This is a genomic window from Allobosea sp. P1_B10 (assembly GCF_056406735.1).
On the sequence record NZ_JBFTZP010000008.1, the window covers coordinates 33,956 to 51,954 of the forward strand.

The window sequence follows — 17,999 nt, forward strand, 5'->3', positions numbered from 1 at the left end:
ACCTTTAGGAATACCGGACATTCGCCTCTTCAAAAGAGAATTATCCCGTGCTCGACCGGACCGACCGTCGCATCCTGACGCTAGTGCAATCCGACGGCCGCATCGCCGGTGTCGAGCTGGCCGAAAAGGTCGGGCTGTCGCCCACCGCAGTCGGCGAGCGGCTGAAGCGCCTGACCCGTGACGGCTACATCACCGGCTATCGCGCGACACTCGATCCGCTGAAGCTCGGGCTGAACCTGCTCGTCTTCGTCGAGGTCTATCTCGACAAGACCACGCCGGACGCCTTCGAGCGTTTCGCCGCCGCCGTGAAGCACGCGCCCGAGGTCCTGGAATGCCATATGGTTGCGGGCGGCTTCGACTATCTCGTCAAGACGCGCGTCGCCGATATGAACGCCTATCGCCGCTTCCTCGGCGAAGTCCTGCTGGCCCTGCCGGCCGTGCGCGAAACCCGGACCTATGCGGTGATGGAAGAGGTCAAGACCGACGGCGCGCTGCCTCTCTAGATTCATTCGGATTTGAAGGCGCCGGGGCGCTCTGTTCATCCTGTGGCAGGACTTGTTGTGGCACAGTGCCGTCACGACAGTGTCCTTGCGCGAGACCTGCCGCTTTGCGCGTCAGCAGCCTCGGCCGGGGACACGGCCTTTTTTCCCTGGTGCGAGTTCGGGACCGCCAATGGCGTCCGCGCGGAGTTTGTGATGTTCAGGAGCCTGCATGCCGCTGCCATGTCGTTCTCACGGCATTGCCTCGTCCGCATCGTAGCTGCGGCAGCGTTGGTGTCGGGCGCCCCGATGGCAGGCCCGCAGGCGGCACAGGCCCAGACGCCGGTCCGCTTCACGCTCGACTGGCGTTTCGAGGGGCCATCCGCACTGTTCCTGATGGCCCAGGAAAAGGGCTACTTCAAAGCCGAGGGCCTGGACGTTACCATCGAGACCGGCAACGGCTCCCGCGACACGGTACAGCGCGTCGCCTCTGGCAATTTCGATGTCGGCTTCGGCGACGTGAATTCGCTGATCCGCTTTCGCGACGAAAACCCCAGCATCGACCTCAAGGCCGTGATGATGGTCTATGACAAGCCGCCTTTCGCCATCACCGGGCGCAAGAGCCGCGGCGTCACGAGCGAGGCCAAGAGCCTGGAGGGGCGCAAGCTCGGCGCACCCGCCGCGGATGCCGCCTTCGCGCAATGGCCGATCTTCAAGACGCTCAACAAGCTCGACGACAGCAAGATCCGGCTGGAGAACATCGGCTTCCCGGTGCGCGAGCCCATGCTCGCCTCGGGCGAGGTCGATGCGGTCTTCGGCTTTGCCAGCTCGTCCTACGTGAATCTTAAATCGCGCGGCGTGCCCGTCGACGACATCGTCGTGATGCTGATGGCCGATTACGGCCTGGAGCTCTACGGCAACGCCGTGATGGTGGCGCCCAAATTCCTGGCCGAGAAGCCCGACGTGGTTCGCGGCCTGCTGCGCGCTCTGGTCCGGAGCATCCAGGACACCGTCGCCGACCCCGATCTCGGGGCGCAGATCGTGATCAAGCGCAACGATATCGCCAGGATCGAAGTCGAACTGGAGCGGCTGAAGATGACGCTGGAACAGAGCGTGATGACGCCCTATGCGCGCGCCAACGGCTTCGGTGGCGTTGATCCCGCACGCTGGGGCCGCGCGCTCGACCAGATCGGCCTGACTTTCGATTTTCGCAACAAGGCAAAGGCCGGCGAAGCCTTCACCGACGCGTACCTGCCGCCCGCGACGGAGCGGATGTTCCCCGCAACGCCCTGACCCGTGCATCCCCGGCGGCTGTCGCCAAGGCGCCCGCGCGACATGAGCACGCGGCGCCCCGGTGCCGATGCATGGCGCTTTGACCTAAGGCCACGGTGACAGCGCGCCGCCGGCTCCCTATCGTGCCGCGCCTTTCCCACCGGACGATTGAATTGAACCTCCCCGACCTGCGCGACTACGCTTCCCTGCGCGCCGCTTTCCGCTGGCAGATCCCCGAGCGCTACAACATCGCCGTCGACATCTGCGACCGCTGGGCCGCGATCGCGCCGCAGCGCACCGCCATCATCGAGGTCTCGCAGGACTGGCAGGTGACCCCCGTCAGCTTCGCCGCGTTGCGCGAGGCGTCAAACCGCCTCGCAAACGCCCTTCGCGCCCGGGGCATCTCTCGCGGCGACCGGATCGCCATCCTGCTGCCTCAGGGCAAGGCCGTGCTCACGGCCCATCTCGCCGCCTACAAGCTCGGCGCCATCGCGGTGCCGCTGGCCGCGCTGTTCGGGGTCGATGCGCTGGCCTATCGCCTGGTCGATTCAGGCGCCAGGGTCGTGATCGCCAATGCTGCAGGTCTCGCCAAGATCGGCGAGATCGCCGAACCGTTGCCGGAACTCGACCTCCTCGTCTCGACCGATGGCCCCGCCTCCGGCGTCCTGGACTGGGACGCGATACTGGCCGCAGCGAGCCCCGAATTCGCGCCGGTCGACACCAGCCCCGACGATCCCGCCTTGATGATCTACACCTCCGGCACAACCGGCAATCCCAAGGGCGCGCTGCATGGCCACCGCGTGCTGCCGGGCCATCTGCCCGGCGTACAGTTTGCCCATGAGTTCTTTCCGCAGGGCGGAGACCTCGCCTGGACGCCGGCCGACTGGGCCTGGGCCGGCGGGCTGCTCAACATGCTTTTGCCGGCACTGCATTTCGGGATCGCGGTCGTCGCGCGCCCGGTGACGCGCTTCGAGCCCGAGGAGGCGTTTCGCCTGCTGGCTGATTTGCGCATCCGCAATGCCTTCGTGCCGCCGACGGCACTACGGATGCTGCGCAGCGTCGACGCGCCGCGCCGGTCCTTCGCTTTCGACCTGCGCACGGTCGCGGCCGCTGGCGAGGCGCTCGGCGCGCCGACGCTCGAATGGGGCCGCGATGCGCTCGGCCTCACCGTTAATGAGGCCTATGGCCAGACCGAATGCAATCTCGTGCTCGGCTCCTGCGCCGCGCTCGGCGTCACCCGCCCGGGCTTCATCGGCAAGGCCGTCCCTGGCCATGAAGTCGCGATCATCCGTCCCGACGGCAGCGTCTGCGAGGGGGAGGAAGAGGGTCAGATCGCGGTGCGCCGCCCCGATCCCGTGATGTTCCTGGGCTATTGGCGCAATCCGGAGGCAACCGAAGCCAAGTTCATCGGCGACTGGATGACGACCGGCGACCAGGGTGTCCAGGACCGCGACGGTTATGTCCGCTTCATCGGCCGCGACGACGATGTGATCACCTCGTCCGGCTATCGCATCGGCCCCGGCGAGATCGAGGACTGCCTGCTCAAGCACGAGGCGGTGTCGCTGGCAGCCGTGGTTGGCAAGCCCGATGCGCTACGCACCGAGATCGTCAAAGCCTTCGTGGTGCTGAAGGCGGGCCGCGCGCCCTCGCCCGAATTGGCGCGCGAGCTTCAGGCCTTCGTCCGCAAGCGCCTGTCGGCCCATGAATATCCGCGCGAGATCGCCTTCCGGGACGAACTGCCCCTGACGACGACCGGCAAGATCATCAGGCGTGTCCTGCGCGCGGAAGCCTGAAGCCGCGCTGCAGCGCCGCCCGGGCACGGCCGGCGAGGTCGCGCGGCCTGAGCGCCGCTCGCGGGGTCAGGTCGAGGTCGCCGAAGCCGGCGCAGGCCGGCAGGCCGGGATGCAGGATCTCACGTGTCGGCGCCGCCTGTTGCATCATTGCGAGCAGGATGCGCTCGGGCGCGAAGGCCGCGTAGGTCTCGTCATGGCTCAGCATGTGCAGCCAGCCGCGCCGCGATCGCCCCAGCACCAGCGCCCCCGCGATGGGCCTGCCGTCCAGCGTCAACAGTGAGACCCGACATTGCCGCGAACCGGCAAGCCCACGCGTCATGGCGCGCAGGAACGCGACCTCCCTCGCGTCCTGAAGCAGCGCCCTGCCGAGCCGCCCGCGCTGCCCCGATGCGTCCAGCGCCAGCAGCAACTCGACATGGTCGCGCAGATCGCTGCGGGAGCTGGCCTCGACAAGGGCGAGCTTGCCCAGTTCGGCCAATGACCGTCGCCGCGCCTCGATGTCGGGGGCCGCGTCTGCCGCGACCGGCGGACGTACCATCGGGTGCAGCGTCGCGGACAGGCTGAGCTGTTCGGCCGCGCGCAGCAGCGGCGTCACCAGCGGACTGTCGAGATCGACCCGGCGCAGCATGAGGCCGCGCCCCAGAAGTTCCCAGCCGCGCCGAAGGCTGAGCACGGCGGCGATCACAGCTTGCGCCTGCCTGGCGTCCAGCAGCGGCGCGCCGTTGAGAATGCGCGCGTCGGACAGGCCGATCAGTTGTTCGGGGAGGAAAAGACGGTTGCGCGGGAAGCACGGGATGAACCCCACGAGCCTGCGCCGCGCATCGCCGGCCTCGCCTTGCCAGACCAGGATCGCGCAGGCGTCGCGAAACGCGATCAGATGCTGGCTGGCGGCGAGCAGGAATTCAGGCTCGAAGAACAGGTTGGGCTCCAGCGTGCGCGCTGCCAGATCGCACCACTCCTGCCGGATCTCGGCACATGCCGAGAGCAGGCGGATGTCGATGCGGATAGGCAACTCGCTTGGCATGCCGGCCGCGCCGGTCGGAGGGCTCGAGCCCGCGTTGGTTGCCGGCCCCCTCAACGCCATGATCTGGTTCATCTGCCCTGCCCGTCCCGGCTTGGACCGTCGCGGCAGGCGGCTTGTCCCGGAATGGCAAGCTCACGCGGCGCGAATGGTCACCCGGGCCATCGGCTTCAAGAACGGGGCCGTTGAAGATCGTCTCAGGCGGGGACGCCATGCCCGCCGGCGTCACTGGCCTGGACCTGGCCGAGGAAGGCCGACCAGAGCCGCTGCACCACGGCTTCCTCGATATCCCGCACGATCAGGACCAGCCGCGAGCGGTGGTCGCCATCCGGCCAGCCGTCGAGCCGCAGTGGCGGATGCAGGATCTGCTGTACGGCATGGACCAGCAGCGGCTGGCCCGGATGCTCGGCAATGTCGACAAGCCCCTTCAGCCGCAGCAGCTTCGAGCCGTGGGTCGAGCGCAGGAGGGTCCAGAACAGGTCGAAGGTCGATTGCGCGATCGGCCGGTCAGCCGAAAGCGCAAAGGCCCGGATGCTTTCGTCGTGGCGGTTGACGTCGTGATGGTGATCTCCATGACCATGATGATCGCCGTGACCATGCTGATGGCCGTCGTGATGATCTGGGTCATGCGGATGGTCGTGGTGGTGACGACCGCCGCCGGGCGCCTCCTGCGCCAGCCAGCGCCTCAGCTCGGCGGGGCGCTGCGCGAGGTCGTAGAGGCCGGCGCCGATGATCGCATCGGCGGGGGCATCGGGGCCGAGCATGACGACGCCGGGATTGAGCGCCGAAAGCCGCGCCCGCAATGGCGCGAGCTCCGCCTCGTCCGACACGAGGTCCGCCTTGCTCAGGACGATGCGGTCTGCCGCCACGGCCTGCTTGCGCGCCTCCTCATGGGCATCCAGCGTCGCCATGCCATTGACCGCATCGACCAGGGTGACCACGCCATCGAGGCGAAAGCGCATGGCCAGATAAGGATGGTTGATCAGCACGTTCAGGATCGGCGCGGGGTCGGCGAGCCCGGTGGTCTCGATGACGACGCGAGTGAAGGGCACGATGCGGCCATTGTCGTGCCGCCGCAGCAGATCCTCCAGCGTGACGATCAGATCCTCGCGGATGGTGCAGCACAGGCAGCCCGAGGCGAGCAGGATCATGCTGTCCTCGACACCCTCGATCATCAGGTGATCGAGCCCAATCTCGCCGAACTCGTTGACGATCACGACGGTCTGCGCCAGCGCCGGGTCCTTGAGCAGGCGGTTGAGCAGCGTCGTCTTGCCCGCGCCCAGGAAGCCGGTCAGCAGGGTCAGCGGGATCGGGGTGGGTCTGGTGGTCATGGCAAGCTGGGCTCTCAGGCCGGCGCCAGGGGACGCCGCTTTTGTTCTAACATAACATTGGCCATGATCGCCGCCACGACAAGTCCGCCGCCGGCATATTGCAGCCCGCCCAGGCGCTCGCCCAGCACCACCGCCGCGATCGCGACTGCAAAGACCGGCTCGGCACAGAAGGCAAGCCCTGCCGCGCCGGGCGCGACGCGCATCAGCGCCAGGACCTGGAACACGAAGCCGAACAGGTAACCGCCCAGCGTGATCGCGACCGCCCATGGCGCGCGCATCAGCGCGTCGGGTGGCAGGAAGCCGCTGGTGAGGACGAGGATCGCCGCCGTGACCGGCAGGATGATCAGATGCGACCAAAGCAGCTTCGGCAGCACCGGCGTCGCGGCGCTGGCGGATCCTGCGAAGAACTGGCCGGCAGCCAGCAGGCTAGCCGCCAGGGCAAGGGCCAGCCCGCGCGGATCGAGCCCGTGAAGATCGGGCCCGACGACAAGCGCCACCCCGACGAAGGCGACGAGCGCAACGAGCAGGCGATCGAGGCTGAAGCGCGCGCTGGTCAGAAGGGGCTCGGTCAGCACGATCAGGACCGGAAAGGTGTAGAACACCACCGCAGCGACGGAGACCGGCACGAACGCGACCGAGGACAGATAGGCCGAGCCGACAAGCGCGCTGGTCAGCCCGAACATCAGGACCGAGCGGCGCTGCTGGCGCGGCACCGCAAGCGAGACCCGCCAGAGCAGCGCCACGCCGACGACCAGAGCGAGCATGATGAAGACGCGGTAGAATACCAGCAGCGGGCCGTTCAGCCCGGCCTGCCCCGCAATCTGCGCGCTGACGATATTGGTCCCGAAGGCGGCGGCCGAGCCCAGCGCCAGCATCATCCCCTGCCGTCGCGCGGCCTGCTCGTCGCCCCCGGTCACGCCGCCGGGCTCAGGCGTCGCTGGGTTTGGGCTTCGGCTTTGCAGTCGTCTTGGGCTTGGCGGCCGGCTTCACGGGCTCGGGCTTCGCGGGCTCGGGCTTCGCGGCGGCCTGCGAGGGTTTTGCCTTTGCGGGTTGAGCCTTGCCCAGCTCCACCTTCTGCGAATCCGGCTTTGCCAGCAGGGGCTTTGCAGGCGGGCGGGCGGCGGGCCGGATGCCGGCGGCGGCTCCGGGGCGCAGGGTCGTGGCGGTTGCGCGCCCGGTCTGCACCGCGCCCTGCAGCGTCAGCGGACCCGACTGGAAACTATCCGTCGGCGGCTGGAGTTCGGCGGCCGGGGCAAAGGCGCTCGTGGTGCCGGGAATCGCGCCATTGCCTGAAACCGTGCGACGGCGCGCCGTGGCACCGAGACGTGCCGCGACTGGCGCTGTCGGCGCAAGTGTCGGCACTGCTCCGCGCGCAAGCTGGCTGTCACCGCGTCCGGCGACATTGGCGGCGAGCGGGGCGGACGCAGAGCCCGGCGTGCGACCGAAAGCCACCGGGAACGGCTGCGAAACAGCGCGGGGACCGAGCACGATCCGGCCCGACGGCGCGCGCGACAGCATGGCACCCGTGGCGCGCGGCTGCGGCGCCATCTTCGCAAAGCGGTCGGCGGTGCCATCCCCATTGCCACCGACAGCAAGCGCGGCGCTGTGCGCGATTGGGCCGGAGACGTCGACGTCGTCGGCGAGCGCAGCGCCGCCGCCCTTGCGACGGACCTCGTCGCAGATGTTGAAGGCGCGCGTGCCGCTGGCCGGGAGGCTTGCGACGGTGTAGCCCGAGCCACCCCACTTGCTGAAGCCATCGTCCAGCAACTGGGCAGCCTTGACGGTCCGCTCGGCGCCCGACAGCGCACCCAGCACCACCGCGATCAGCGTACGCCCACCGCGGTTTGCGACGGCGACGACATTGAAGCCCGAGGCGCAGACGAAGCCGGTCTTCATGCCGCTGATGCCGGAATAGCGACCGACGAGCCCGTTGGTGTTGTTCAGCACCTGCTTGCCGAGCTGGACGGCCGGCGTATTCCAGTAGTCGGAATAGTCGGGAAACTCGCGCATCAGCGCCATGGCCAGGATCGCGAGGTCGCGCGCGCTGACCTGCTGGTCGGGGTCGTGCCAGCCATTGGGGTTGGTGAAGCGGGTGTCGCGCATGCCCAGGCTCGCGGCCTGGGCGTTCATCATGCCGACAAAGGTCTCGACATCGCCGCCGAGGCCTTCCGCGATCACATAGGCGATGTCGTTGGCCGACTTCACCATCATGATGCGCAGGGCGTTGTCGAGCGTGATCTCCTGCCCGGCCTTGATGTAGACCTTCACGCGCGGCTGGCTCGCGGCGCGCTTCGAGGCCGGAATCGCCGTCTCGAGCCCGATCCGGCGATCGCGAACCGCCTTCAGCGCGAGATAGATGGTCATCATCTTGGTGGTCGAGGCAGGGTGCCAGGCCTGCGAGGCATTCTCGCTGGAGAGAACCTCGCCGCTCGAGGCGTCGATCACCAGGCTGGTCCCCGCCAGCGCCGGTCCGGAGACAGCAAGACCAAGGGCGAGGACGGCGGCGAAGCGGAATGGATTCATCGTGCGGTCTTGAACCTAATGGGAACGCGGGAGGCGGAAGGCTGGCGGGTTCAACGCGACGCGTGCGGCATTTTCGAGACGGCGGATGAATTCTTGTCCGTCTGCACACGCATACCTACCCGGAGCGGAGCGATTTGCCTAGTCGCGGTCGGCAGTCCAGAAGCAAAGGCGCGGCTGCTAGCGCACTATCTTGCTTTTCGGGATCCCCTGCATTGAGCTTCGCCCTTCTCTGGATCCCCGCGACGATCGCTGCCTCCCTGCTGCAGACCGCGCGCAACCTCACGCAGCGCTCGCTTACCGACATCATCGGTGTGGTCGGCGCGACGCAGGTGCGCTTCCTGTTCGGACTGCCCTTCGCGCTGCTGTTCCTCGTCATCGTCTGCCTCGTCGTCGGCAGCGCGCCGCCCGCTCTCAATGGCAGCGTGCTCGGCTATGCGCTCTGGGGCGCGCTGACGCAGATCGCCGCGACCGCGCTGATGCTCGCGGCCATGCGGGTGCACTCCTTTGCCGTGACCACCGCCTACACCAAGACCGAGCCGGTGCAGGTCGCGCTGTTTGGCGCCCTGCTTCTCGGAGATCAGCTCGGCTGGCCGAAATTCGCAGCGATCGTGTTCGCGACCATCGGCGTCATCGTCGTCTCGTGGAAGCCCGGCCAGAAGCTTTCCGCGGCCGGCCTGCGCCCCGCCGTGCTCGGCATCACCGCCGGCGCCTTCTTCGCGCTGTCGGCCATCGGTTTCCGTGGTGCGATCCTGGCCTTGCCCGAGGGCGGCTTCTTCATCCGGGCCACCACGATCCTGGCGCTCGGCCTGCTGATGCAGACCGTCATCCTGACCGCCTACATGCTGATCGCGGACCGTTCCGCGCTGGTCCTGAGCCTGCGCAACTGGCGCCGCTCGCTGTCGGCCGGCTTTCTCGGCGCCGCCGCCTCGCAATGCTGGTTCATCGGATTTTCGCTGACGAGCGCCGCCAATGTCCGGACCTTGGCGCTGATCGAGGTGCCCCTGGCGCAGATCGCCTCGCGACGGATCTTTTCGGAGAATACGAGCCGCCGCGAACTGATCGGCATGGCGATGATCGTCATCGGCGTAGGCTGCCTTCTGATGCTGTCGTTGCGGTAGACAGGCGAGACGGGTAGTGATGCCCCAGCCGCCGGCCCCGAAGGCCAGTCCGTGCACGGCGGGAATGCGCGCTTGCCGGCTTGCCCTCTACGGCCAGCATGCAAATGTAGTGTGTATATGCACATCACTAGGGAGTTCGTCATGAACGCTGCAATCGTCGGCTGGGCTCATACACCGTTCGGCAAGCAGGACGCCGAGACCATCGAGAGCCTGATCGTGCGCGTCGCCACAGACGCACTGGTCGATGCCGGCATCACCGCCGACCAGGTCGATGAGATCGTGCTCGGGCACTACAATGCCGGCTTCTCCGCCCAGGATTTCACCGCATCACTGGTGCTGCAGGCCGATCCCGCCCTGCGCTTCAAGCCGACCACCCGCGTCGAGAACGCCTGTGCCACCGGCTCGGCGGCCGTGCATCAGGGCGCCCGCGCAATCAAGGCCGGCGCCGCCAAGATCGTGCTTGTGGTCGGCGTCGAGCAGATGACCAAGACCCCGTCCGCCGATATCGGCAAGTTCCTGCTGAAGGCGTCCTATCTCAAGGAGGACGCCGATACCCCGGCGGGCTTCGCCGGCGTCTTCGGCAACATCGCCGCGTCCTACTTCCAGCGCCATGGCGACCAGTCGGATGCGCTCGCGATGATCGCCGCCAAGAACCACAAGAACGGCGTCGACAATCCCTATGCGCAGATGCGCAAGGATTTGGGCTACGCGTTCTGCCGCGAGGAGAGCGAGAAGAACCCCTATGTCGCCGGCCCGCTGAAGCGCACCGACTGCTCGCTGGTCTCCGACGGCGCCGCTGCGATCGTGCTCGCCGACGAGGAGACCGCGATGCAGATGCGCCGCGCCGTCGGCTTCCGCGGCATGGCCCATGTCCAGGATTTCCTGCCGATGTCGAAGCGCGACATCCTGAAGTTCGAGGGCTGCTCGCTGGCCTGGAAGCAGGCACTCGCCCAGGCCGGGATCGCGCTCGACGACCTCTCCTTCGTCGAGACGCATGACTGCTTCACCGTCGCCGAGCTGATCGAATACGAGGCGATGGGCCTGACCCGGGAAGGCGACGGCGCGCGCGCCATCAAGGAGGGCTGGACGCTGAAGGACGGCAAGCTGCCGGTCAACGTCTCCGGCGGCCTGAAGTCGAAGGGCCACCCGATCGGTGCCACCGGCGTCTCGATGCATGTGCTGAGCGCGATGCAGCTTGTCAGCGAGGCGCCCGAAGGCATGCAGCTGAACGACGCCCGCCTCGGCGGCATCTTCAACATGGGCGGCGCCGCAGTCGCCAACTACGTCTCCGTCCTCGAGCGGATCAAGTGATCCGCCTCTGATCCTTTGACACGGCCGGGCTGAGCGCCGGGCGGAACCAGGTTTCGGTTCCGCCGGCGGACAGCGGGCTCAAGCAGGCGATTGACCCACCGTGACCATCTTCTTCGCGCTGCTTCCGGCCTATTTCCTGTCCATCTTCTACCGCTCCTGCCTCAGCGTGATCGCCAACCCGCTGATGACGGACCTCGGCATGGGGCCGCGCGAGCTCGGATTTCTCGGAGCGGCCTGGTTCATCGCCTTCGCGGCCTCGCAGTTCCCGATCGGCTGGGCGCTCGACCGGATCGGGCCACGGCGCACGGTATCGGTCTGCATGGCGGCGGGCTCCGTCGGGGCCTTCCTGTTCGCCACAGCCGGCAGCGCGCTGACTGCGACGCTCGCCATGGCGCTGATCGGCGTCGGTTGCGCGCCGATCTTCATGGCTAGCCTGTTCCTATTCGCGCGCACCGAAGCACCCGCGCGCTTCGCCTTCCTGACCTCGGTCTTCATCGGGCTCGGCTCGCTTGGCAACATCGTCGGCGCGGCCCCGCTGGCGATTGCAGCCGCGCGCTTCGGCTGGCGCCCCTCGATGCTGGCGATGGCCGTGTGCTTCGTGCTGGCGACCGCTCTGGCGGCGCTCCTGCTGCGCGACCCGCCTCGCGCCGAGCAGGAATCCGGCAAGGCCGAGGGGCTGATCGAGGGCCTCGCCAGCATCCTGCGGCTGCGGCCGCTCTGGCTGCTCGCGCCGATCACGCTGACCGCCTACGGCATACTCGCCACGGCCCGCGGCCTCTGGGTCGCTCCCTTTATGGCCGATGTTCATGGCTTCGACGCCGTCAGCGCCGGCAACGCGGCAAGCGCCATGGCCGTCGCCATGGTGGCGGGCGCCTTCATTTATGGCGGGTTGGAGAAGTCGCTGCGCCGGGCCAAGCCGCTCGTGGTCTGGGGCACCGTCTTGACGGCGCTTGCGTTCATGGCGCTCGCGCTGTGGAGTTCGTCGGCCTGGGCCTCGATCGCCTTGTTTGCGTTCATCGGCTCGGCCGGCTTCACCTACGCCATCCTGATGGCGCATGCGCGGCTGTTCTTCCCGGCCCATCTGATCGGGCGCGGCATGACGGCGGTCAACTTCCTGTTCATCGCCGGCGCCGCCCTCATCCAGTCGGGCTCGGGCTGGTTCATCGCGACGCAACGGGCATCGGGCCTCGATGCGGCAACGACCTTCGCCAATCTGCACTGGGTCTTCGCAGGCCTCTTGCTGGTGCCCGCTGCCGTCTATGCGTTTACGCCGGAGCGCGCTGCGACATAGGCCTCAGGCCTCGCCGGGCGCTTTCGCGGCAATGGCCAGCGCGTGCACCCGCTCGGCCAGTTCCTGCGCCAGCGCCGCATTGACGAGGCGATGGCGGTCGAGCCGGCTCTTGCCGGAGAAGGCCTCGGACACGATATCCACCCTGAAATGGGTTTCACCGCCCTCGCGCCAGCCGCCATGGCCCTGATGAAGATGCGACTCGTCGATTACTGCGAGGCGCTGTGGCGCCAGAGCCTCGTCCAGTTTCTTTGTGATCCGTTCAGCCATTGTGGTCATGATCGCGACATTGTCCTGATGATGGTGGGCTGACGATCACAGTCCGATGAACCATTCGCCCGACGCGCCCGACACAACATGCGATTTCCATGTTGCGCCGCACTTGCCGGTTCCGCCTTCGAGTCTCATAACCGTTCGACCATGAACTTCAACTCACGCCTCTTTGACAGCATCCGGATCGGCTCTTCCACGGAGGAAGTGGTCGAGAAGATTCGCGGCACGCCCTGCGACCATGCCGGGTGCCGACGCGCGGGCGAATTCAAGGCCCCCCAGGGCCGCGGCCGCGAGGGCAAGTTCTTCCTGTTCTGCATGGAGCATGTGAAGGCCTACAACGCGACCTACAACTATTTCGCCGGCATGGACGACGAGGCCCTGGCCGCCTACGCCAAGCAGGAAGAGATCGGCCATCGCCCGACCTGGAAGCTCGGCGTCAACTCCAAGGCCGCGCGCATGGCCCAGCGCGGGCGGGTCGCCAATGGCGGCGAGGCCGAGACCCAGGACGCCTTCAACATCTTCGGGCACCGCCGCAACCAGGAGGCTGCCAATCCCGAGCCGCGGGTCGGCGTCGTCGCGCGCAAGGCGCTCGAGACGATGAACCTCGATTTCACGGCCGATGCCGTCGCGATCAAGGCGCGCTACAAGGAACTGGTGAAGCGCTTCCACCCCGACGCCAATGGCGGCGACCGGTCGCGCGAAGGCACGCTGCAGGAGATCCTGAAGGCATACCAGCAGCTGAAACAGGTCGGGATGGTCTGACGGCCAAGAGCGGCCGCCCTCCGCTACCGCCCCTTCGCCGCCAGCCCCGCCACGTCGGCGATGATGCCGTCCAGCTCAAAATCCTTGGGCGTGTAGACCGCCGCCACGCCCATATTGCGCAGGGCGTTCTCGTCATCGGGCGGAATAATGCCGCCGACCACGACGGGAACGGTCATCCCCGCCACCCGTAGTCGCGCCGTCACGTCGCGCACCAGCGGCAGATGCGAGCCCGACAGGATCGAGAGCCCGATGATATCGGCCTGCGTCTCCTGGGCCTGCGCCACGATCTCCTCGGGCGTCTGGCGGATGCCGCCATAGTTCACCGCCATGCCGGCGTCGCGCGCCCTCACCGCGATCTGCTCGGCGCCGTTGGAGTGGCCGTCGAGGCCGGGCTTGCCGACAAGGAAGCGCGGGGGCCGACCGAGCGTCTCGGTCGCACGCGCGACCGCGGCCTTGACCGTCGCCAGCCCCGCATCGTCGCCGAGCTTGCTGGTGTCCACCCCGGTCGGGGCACGGTACTCGCCAAAGATCTCCCGCAGGGTCTGGGCCCATTCGCCGGTGGTGACGCCGGCCTTGGCGCAGGCGATCGAGACCGGCATGACGTTGCGGCCCTCCCGCGCGGCGGAGGCAAGCTCGGCGAGTGTGGCCTCGGCGGCGTTCGCATCGCGCGCCGAGCGCCAGGCCTTCAGCCTTCCGATGGCCTCCAGCTCGACCGAATCCGGGACGGTGACGACATTGCCTTCGCCGGCGGACAGTGGCGACGGCTCGCTGCTGGTGAACTTGTTGACGCCGACCACGATCTGCTCGCCGCGCTCGATCGCCTCGATGCGGCGCGCACCGTTCTCGACCAGAGCCCGCTTCATATAGCCGGTCTCGATGGCGGCCAGCGCGCCACCCATGTCGTCGATCTTGGCAAGCTCCTCCAAGGCAGCCGCCTTGAGGTCGGTGACTTTGGCGGAGATCACCGAGGAGCCGTCAAAGATGTCGCCGAACTCCAAAAGGTCGGTCTCGTAGGCCAGCACCTGCTGCATGCGCAGGGACCATTGCTGGTCGAAGGGCCGCGGCAGGCCCAGTGCCTCGTTCCAGGCAGGCAGCTGGACGGCCCGGGCGCGGGCGTTTTTGGACAGCGTCACGGCCAGCATCTCGATCAGGATGCGGTAGACATTGTTTTCCGCCTGAGGCTCGGTCAGCCCCAGCGAGTTGACCTGCACGCCATAGCGGAAGCGCCGCATCTGCTCGTCCAGAACGCCGTAGCGGCCAAGCGTGATCTCGTCCCAGAGCTCGACGAAAGCCCGCATCTTGCAGAGTTCGGTGACGAATCGCATGCCGGCGTTGACGAAGAAGGAAATGCGCCCGACGACCTCCGGAAACTCCTCCGCCGAGACCTCGGGCCGCGCCCTGATCGAATCCAGCAGGGCGATTGCGGTGGCCAACGCAAAGGACAGCTCCTGTACCGGCGAGGCGCCGGCCTCCTGCAGGTGGTAGGAGCAGACGTTCGTCGGGTTCCATTTCGGCAATTCGCGGGCCGTGAACACGACGATATCGGTGGTGAGCTGCATCGAGGGACGCGGCGGGAAGACATAGGTGCCGCGCGACAGATACTCCTTCACGAGGTCGTTCTGGGTCGTGCCCTGCAAGGCGCTGCGCGGCGCGCCCTGTTCGTCGGCTACCGCGATGTAGAGCGAGAGCAGCCAGGCCGCCGTCGCGTTGATCGTCATCGAGGTGTTCATCTGCGCCAGCGGGATCTCGGCGAACAGCGCCCGCATGTCGCCGAGATGCGTGATCGGCACGCCGACCTTGCCGACCTCGCCGCGCGCCAGCACATGGTCGGGGTCGTAGCCCGTCTGTGTCGGCAGGTCGAAGGCGACCGAAAGGCCCGTCTGCCCCTTGGCGAGGTTGTTGCGATAGAGCCTGTTGGATTCCGAGGCATCCGAATGGCCGGCATAGGTTCGGAAGATCCAGGGCCTGTCGCGCGGCGCCGTTTTCCCGTTGCTGGGATCGATCGCGGTCATCGTCGCTTCCTCGCCATCTGCGGATGCGTGTGCCCCCTCATTGTTGCACTGCAGCGAAGATAGCGCCAGTGGCCGGCCCCGTCGCCCGCGATGTTGGGATAAGCCGGGTTCCAATCCCGGGGTCGATATGGAAGGACTTGGCTCACCTTCCGCGCGGATAAATCCGGATGCCCCTAGACGCCCTGCCCTACCGCCCCAATGTCGGCATCGCGCTGTTCAACCGCGATGGCCTGGTGTTTGCCGGCCGCTCCCGCAGCGCCGGCCCCGAGATCGTGCTGCCGGGGCTCGAATGGCAGATGCCGCAGGGCGGCATCGACGCGCAGGAGGATATCGTCGCCGCCGCGCGTCGCGAACTGGCGGAGGAGACCGGCGTCACCCGGGCGACGTTGCTGGCTGCGACCGAGGCGTGGTGGGACTATGATTTCCCGCCCTACGCAGGCCCGACGCACAAGCTCTGCGCCTTTCGCGGCCAGCGCCAGCGCTGGGTCGCCCTTCGCTTCGACGGTACGGATGCCGACATCGACATCACCAGCCCCAATGGCGACGAGCCTGCCGAATTCAGCGAATGGGCCTGGCTGCCGCTGGCAGAGTTGCCGGCGCGCGTCGTGCCGTTCAAGCGCGAGACGTACACCAAGGTTGCGGCGGCCTTCGCCCGCTTTGCCGTCAGCGGCTGAGGTTGGCGCAGCTTCCGAGTTGAAGCATCACCGTCATTGCGAGGAGCAAAGCGACGAAGCAATCCAGAAGGGCGTAGAGCACTGCCGCCCCTGGATTGCTTCGCTGACGCTCGCAATGACGGCTCAGTCTGGCCAAGAGATGGGCAGGTCCCTACACAAAGAAAAAGGGCCGCTCGCGCGGCCCTCTTGATCTCTGTCGCTGATCTCGCCCTGCGGCGATCAGGCAGCCCTGCGCTCGGCAAAGACGCCCTTGAACTCGCGCAGTTGAACCAGCACGTCGTGCAGGCGCTTCTGCTCTTCGTCGTCGCGGGCGCCGGCCAGCCTGGTCTCGGCGCTCAGGATTTCCGCATCGAGCACGGCGGTATCAACGTCCTCGATGAAGCGGCCCTGCTCGGCCAGGATCGTCGTCGAGGCCTGGTTGACCTCCACGAGGCCGCCATTGACGAAGAATTCCTTGCCGTTGTCCGCAGTCGTCTGAACGAACACGATGCCGGTCTTCAGCGTCGCGACGAGCGGAGCATGACCCGCAAGCACCGTCATCTCGCCCTCGGTCGAGGGCACGATGACGCTGATGGCATCGCCGGAGAACAGGATGCGCTCAGGCGAGACGAGTTCGAACTTGAATGTAGCCATCGTTTATGTCCCGCCGCTTGCCGTAGATCAGGCCGCTTCCGCAGCCAGGCGCTGGGCCTTCTCGATGGCTTCGTCGATCGAGCCGACCATGTAGAAGGCGGCTTCCGGCAGGTGATCGTACTTGCCTTCGACCAGGCCCTTGAAGCCCTTGATGGTGTCTTCCAGCGCGACGAGCTTGCCCGGCGAACCCGTGAAGATTTCCGCGACGAAGAACGGCTGCGACAGGAAGCGCTCGATCTTGCGGGCGCGGGCGACCGAGATCTTGTCCTCTTCCGAGAGCTCGTCCATGCCCAGGATCGCGATGATGTCCTGGAGAGCCTTGTAGCGCTGCAGGATCTGCTGGACCTGACGGGCGACACCGTAGTGCTCCTCACCGACAATGTCGGCCGAGAGCATGCGCGAGGTCGAGTCGAGCGGATCCACCGCCGGGTAGATGCCCTTTTCCGCGATCGAACGCGACAGCACGGTCGTGGCGTCCAAGTGGGCGAAGGAGGCGGCAGGCGCCGGGTCGGTCAGATCGTCGGCGGGCACGTAGATCGCCTGCACCGAGGTGATCGAGCCCTTGTTGGTGGTGGTGATGCGCTCCTGCAGGTTGCCCATGTCGGTCGCCAGCGTCGGCTGGTAACCCACCGCCGACGGGATGCGGCCGAGCAGCGCGGACACTTCCGAGCCGGCCTGCGTGAAGCGGAAGATGTTGTCGACGAAGAACAGCACGTCCTGGCCCTTGTCGCGGAAGTCTTCCGCAACGGTGAGGCCCGACAGGGCGACGCGCATGCGGGCGCCCGGGGGTTCGTTCATCTGGCCGTAGACAAGGGCGCACTTGGAGCCTTCGCCGCCGCCCTTCTTGTTCACGCCGGACTCGATCATCTCGTGATAGAGGTCGTTGCCTTCACGGGTACGCTCGCCGACGCCGGCGAACACGGAATAACCACCGTGGGCCTTCGCGACGTTGTTGATGAGCTCCATGATCAGCACGGTCTTGCCGACGCCGGCGCCGCCGAACAGGCCGATCTTGCCGCCCTTGGCGTAAGGCGCCAGCAGGTCGACGACCTTGATGCCGGTGACGAGGATCTGCGCGTCGGTCGCCTGGTCGGCATAGGACGGAGCCGGCTGGTGAATGCCGCGGCGGGCCGAGGTCAGGATCGGACCGGCCTCGTCGACGGGCTCGCCGATGACGTTCATGATGCGGCCCAGGCACTCGTCGCCGACGGGAACCATGATCGGGGAGCCGGTGTCGGTGACAGCCTGGCCGCGAACCAGACCCTCTGAGGAGTCCATCGCGATGGTGCGGACGGTGTTCTCGCCGAGATGCTGGGCGACTTCGAGCACCAGGCGGTTGCCGAGGTTGTCGGTCTCGAGCGCGTTCAGGATCTCAGGCAGTTCGCCGTCGAACTGCACGTCGACGACGGCGCCGATGACCTGGACGACGCGGCCGGTGCCGGTGTTGGCAGGCTTCGCCTCGGGAGTGGTCTTGGTGGTCTTGGTTGCGGCTTTGGCCATGGTCTTGAA

16 protein-coding genes are annotated in these 17,999 nt (G+C 67.2%); 8 read left to right on the forward strand and 8 right to left on the reverse strand.

Going from position 1 to position 17,999, the window contains the following annotated elements:
- The first annotated feature begins 47 nt into the window (after positions 1-47).
- The 3 genes from AC1D2L_RS16810 to AC1D2L_RS16820 all read left to right on the forward strand — a co-directional run bounded on the left by AC1D2L_RS16810 (position 48) and on the right by AC1D2L_RS16820 (position 3,544).
- Positions 48-503 carry an Lrp/AsnC ligand binding domain-containing protein gene (locus AC1D2L_RS16810; RefSeq protein ID WP_476847033.1) on the forward strand — a complete coding sequence of 152 codons (456 nt, stop codon included), beginning with the start codon at positions 48-50 and terminating at the stop codon, positions 501-503.
- A 192-nt stretch (positions 504-695) separates the two neighbouring features.
- The gene (locus tag AC1D2L_RS16815; RefSeq protein ID WP_476847034.1) at positions 696-1,772 is read left to right on the forward strand and encodes an ABC transporter substrate-binding protein; all 1,077 of its coding nucleotides are present in this window, start codon (positions 696-698) and stop codon (positions 1,770-1,772) included.
- A gap of 152 nt (positions 1,773-1,924) precedes the next feature.
- A complete protein-coding gene (locus AC1D2L_RS16820; protein ID WP_476847035.1) occupies positions 1,925-3,544 on the forward strand; it encodes an AMP-binding protein in 1,620 nt (539 codons plus the stop codon).
- Here AC1D2L_RS16820 and AC1D2L_RS16825 read toward each other — a convergent pair.
- The 4 genes from AC1D2L_RS16825 to AC1D2L_RS16840 all read right to left on the reverse strand — a co-directional run bounded on the left by AC1D2L_RS16825 (position 3,516) and on the right by AC1D2L_RS16840 (position 8,419).
- The gene (locus AC1D2L_RS16825) at positions 3,516-4,640 is read right to left on the reverse strand and encodes a GNAT family N-acetyltransferase (RefSeq protein ID WP_476847036.1); all 1,125 of its coding nucleotides are present in this window, start codon (positions 4,638-4,640) and stop codon (positions 3,516-3,518) included. The genes AC1D2L_RS16820 and AC1D2L_RS16825 overlap by 29 nt on opposite strands.
- 122 nt (positions 4,641-4,762) lie before the next feature.
- Entirely contained in the window at positions 4,763-5,896 is a 1,134-nt protein-coding gene (locus AC1D2L_RS16830) for a CobW family GTP-binding protein (protein ID WP_476847037.1), read from the reverse strand.
- Between the two features lie 14 nt (positions 5,897-5,910).
- Positions 5,911-6,813, reverse strand: coding sequence for a DMT family transporter (locus tag AC1D2L_RS16835; RefSeq protein ID WP_476847038.1), 903 nt, complete (start codon positions 6,811-6,813; stop codon positions 5,911-5,913).
- A 10-nt stretch (positions 6,814-6,823) separates the two neighbouring features.
- Positions 6,824-8,419, reverse strand: coding sequence for a D-alanyl-D-alanine carboxypeptidase family protein (locus AC1D2L_RS16840; RefSeq protein ID WP_476847039.1), 1,596 nt, complete (start codon positions 8,417-8,419; stop codon positions 6,824-6,826).
- A gap of 212 nt (positions 8,420-8,631) precedes the next feature.
- Here AC1D2L_RS16840 and AC1D2L_RS16845 point away from each other — a divergent pair, with 212 nt between their 5' ends.
- The 3 genes from AC1D2L_RS16845 (at position 8,632) to AC1D2L_RS16855 (ending at position 12,139) form a co-directional block, all read left to right on the forward strand.
- Entirely contained in the window at positions 8,632-9,537 is a 906-nt protein-coding gene (locus AC1D2L_RS16845; RefSeq protein ID WP_476847040.1) for an EamA family transporter, read from the forward strand.
- Between the two features lie 141 nt (positions 9,538-9,678).
- Entirely contained in the window at positions 9,679-10,848 is a 1,170-nt protein-coding gene (locus tag AC1D2L_RS16850; protein ID WP_476847041.1) for an acetyl-CoA acetyltransferase, read from the forward strand.
- Positions 10,849-10,948: 100 nt separating this feature from the next.
- Positions 10,949-12,139, forward strand: coding sequence for an MFS transporter (locus AC1D2L_RS16855; protein ID WP_476847042.1), 1,191 nt, complete (start codon positions 10,949-10,951; stop codon positions 12,137-12,139).
- A 3-nt stretch (positions 12,140-12,142) separates the two neighbouring features.
- Here the strand turns inward: AC1D2L_RS16855 and AC1D2L_RS16860 are convergent, their stop codons facing one another.
- Complete coding sequence (locus AC1D2L_RS16860) at positions 12,143-12,415, reverse strand: BolA family protein (RefSeq protein WP_476847043.1); 273 nt, start codon at positions 12,413-12,415, stop codon at positions 12,143-12,145.
- A 141-nt stretch (positions 12,416-12,556) separates the two neighbouring features.
- On the opposite strand from AC1D2L_RS16860, the gene AC1D2L_RS16865 reads away from it, so the two are divergent.
- Complete coding sequence (locus tag AC1D2L_RS16865; protein WP_476847044.1) at positions 12,557-13,171, forward strand: J domain-containing protein; 615 nt, start codon at positions 12,557-12,559, stop codon at positions 13,169-13,171.
- 23 nt (positions 13,172-13,194) lie between these two features.
- Here the strand turns inward: AC1D2L_RS16865 and AC1D2L_RS16870 are convergent, their stop codons facing one another.
- A complete protein-coding gene (locus AC1D2L_RS16870; protein WP_476847045.1) occupies positions 13,195-15,183 on the reverse strand; it encodes a methylmalonyl-CoA mutase family protein in 1,989 nt (662 codons plus the stop codon).
- Between the two features lie 167 nt (positions 15,184-15,350).
- On the opposite strand from AC1D2L_RS16870, the gene AC1D2L_RS16875 reads away from it, so the two are divergent.
- A complete protein-coding gene (locus AC1D2L_RS16875; RefSeq protein WP_476847046.1) occupies positions 15,351-15,857 on the forward strand; it encodes an RNA pyrophosphohydrolase in 507 nt (168 codons plus the stop codon).
- A gap of 219 nt (positions 15,858-16,076) precedes the next feature.
- Here AC1D2L_RS16875 and AC1D2L_RS16880 read toward each other — a convergent pair whose 3' ends face one another.
- Together AC1D2L_RS16880 and atpD are read right to left on the reverse strand one after the other, a co-directional pair.
- On the reverse strand, positions 16,077-16,490 hold the full coding sequence (locus AC1D2L_RS16880; protein ID WP_476847047.1) for a F0F1 ATP synthase subunit epsilon: 414 nt from the start codon (positions 16,488-16,490) through the stop codon (positions 16,077-16,079).
- Positions 16,491-16,517: 27 nt separating this feature from the next.
- Positions 16,518-17,990 (reverse strand): F0F1 ATP synthase subunit beta, encoded by a 1,473-nt coding sequence (gene atpD, locus AC1D2L_RS16885; RefSeq protein WP_476847048.1) that lies wholly within the window; start codon positions 17,988-17,990, stop codon positions 16,518-16,520.
- Positions 17,991-17,999: the final 9 nt, after the last annotated feature.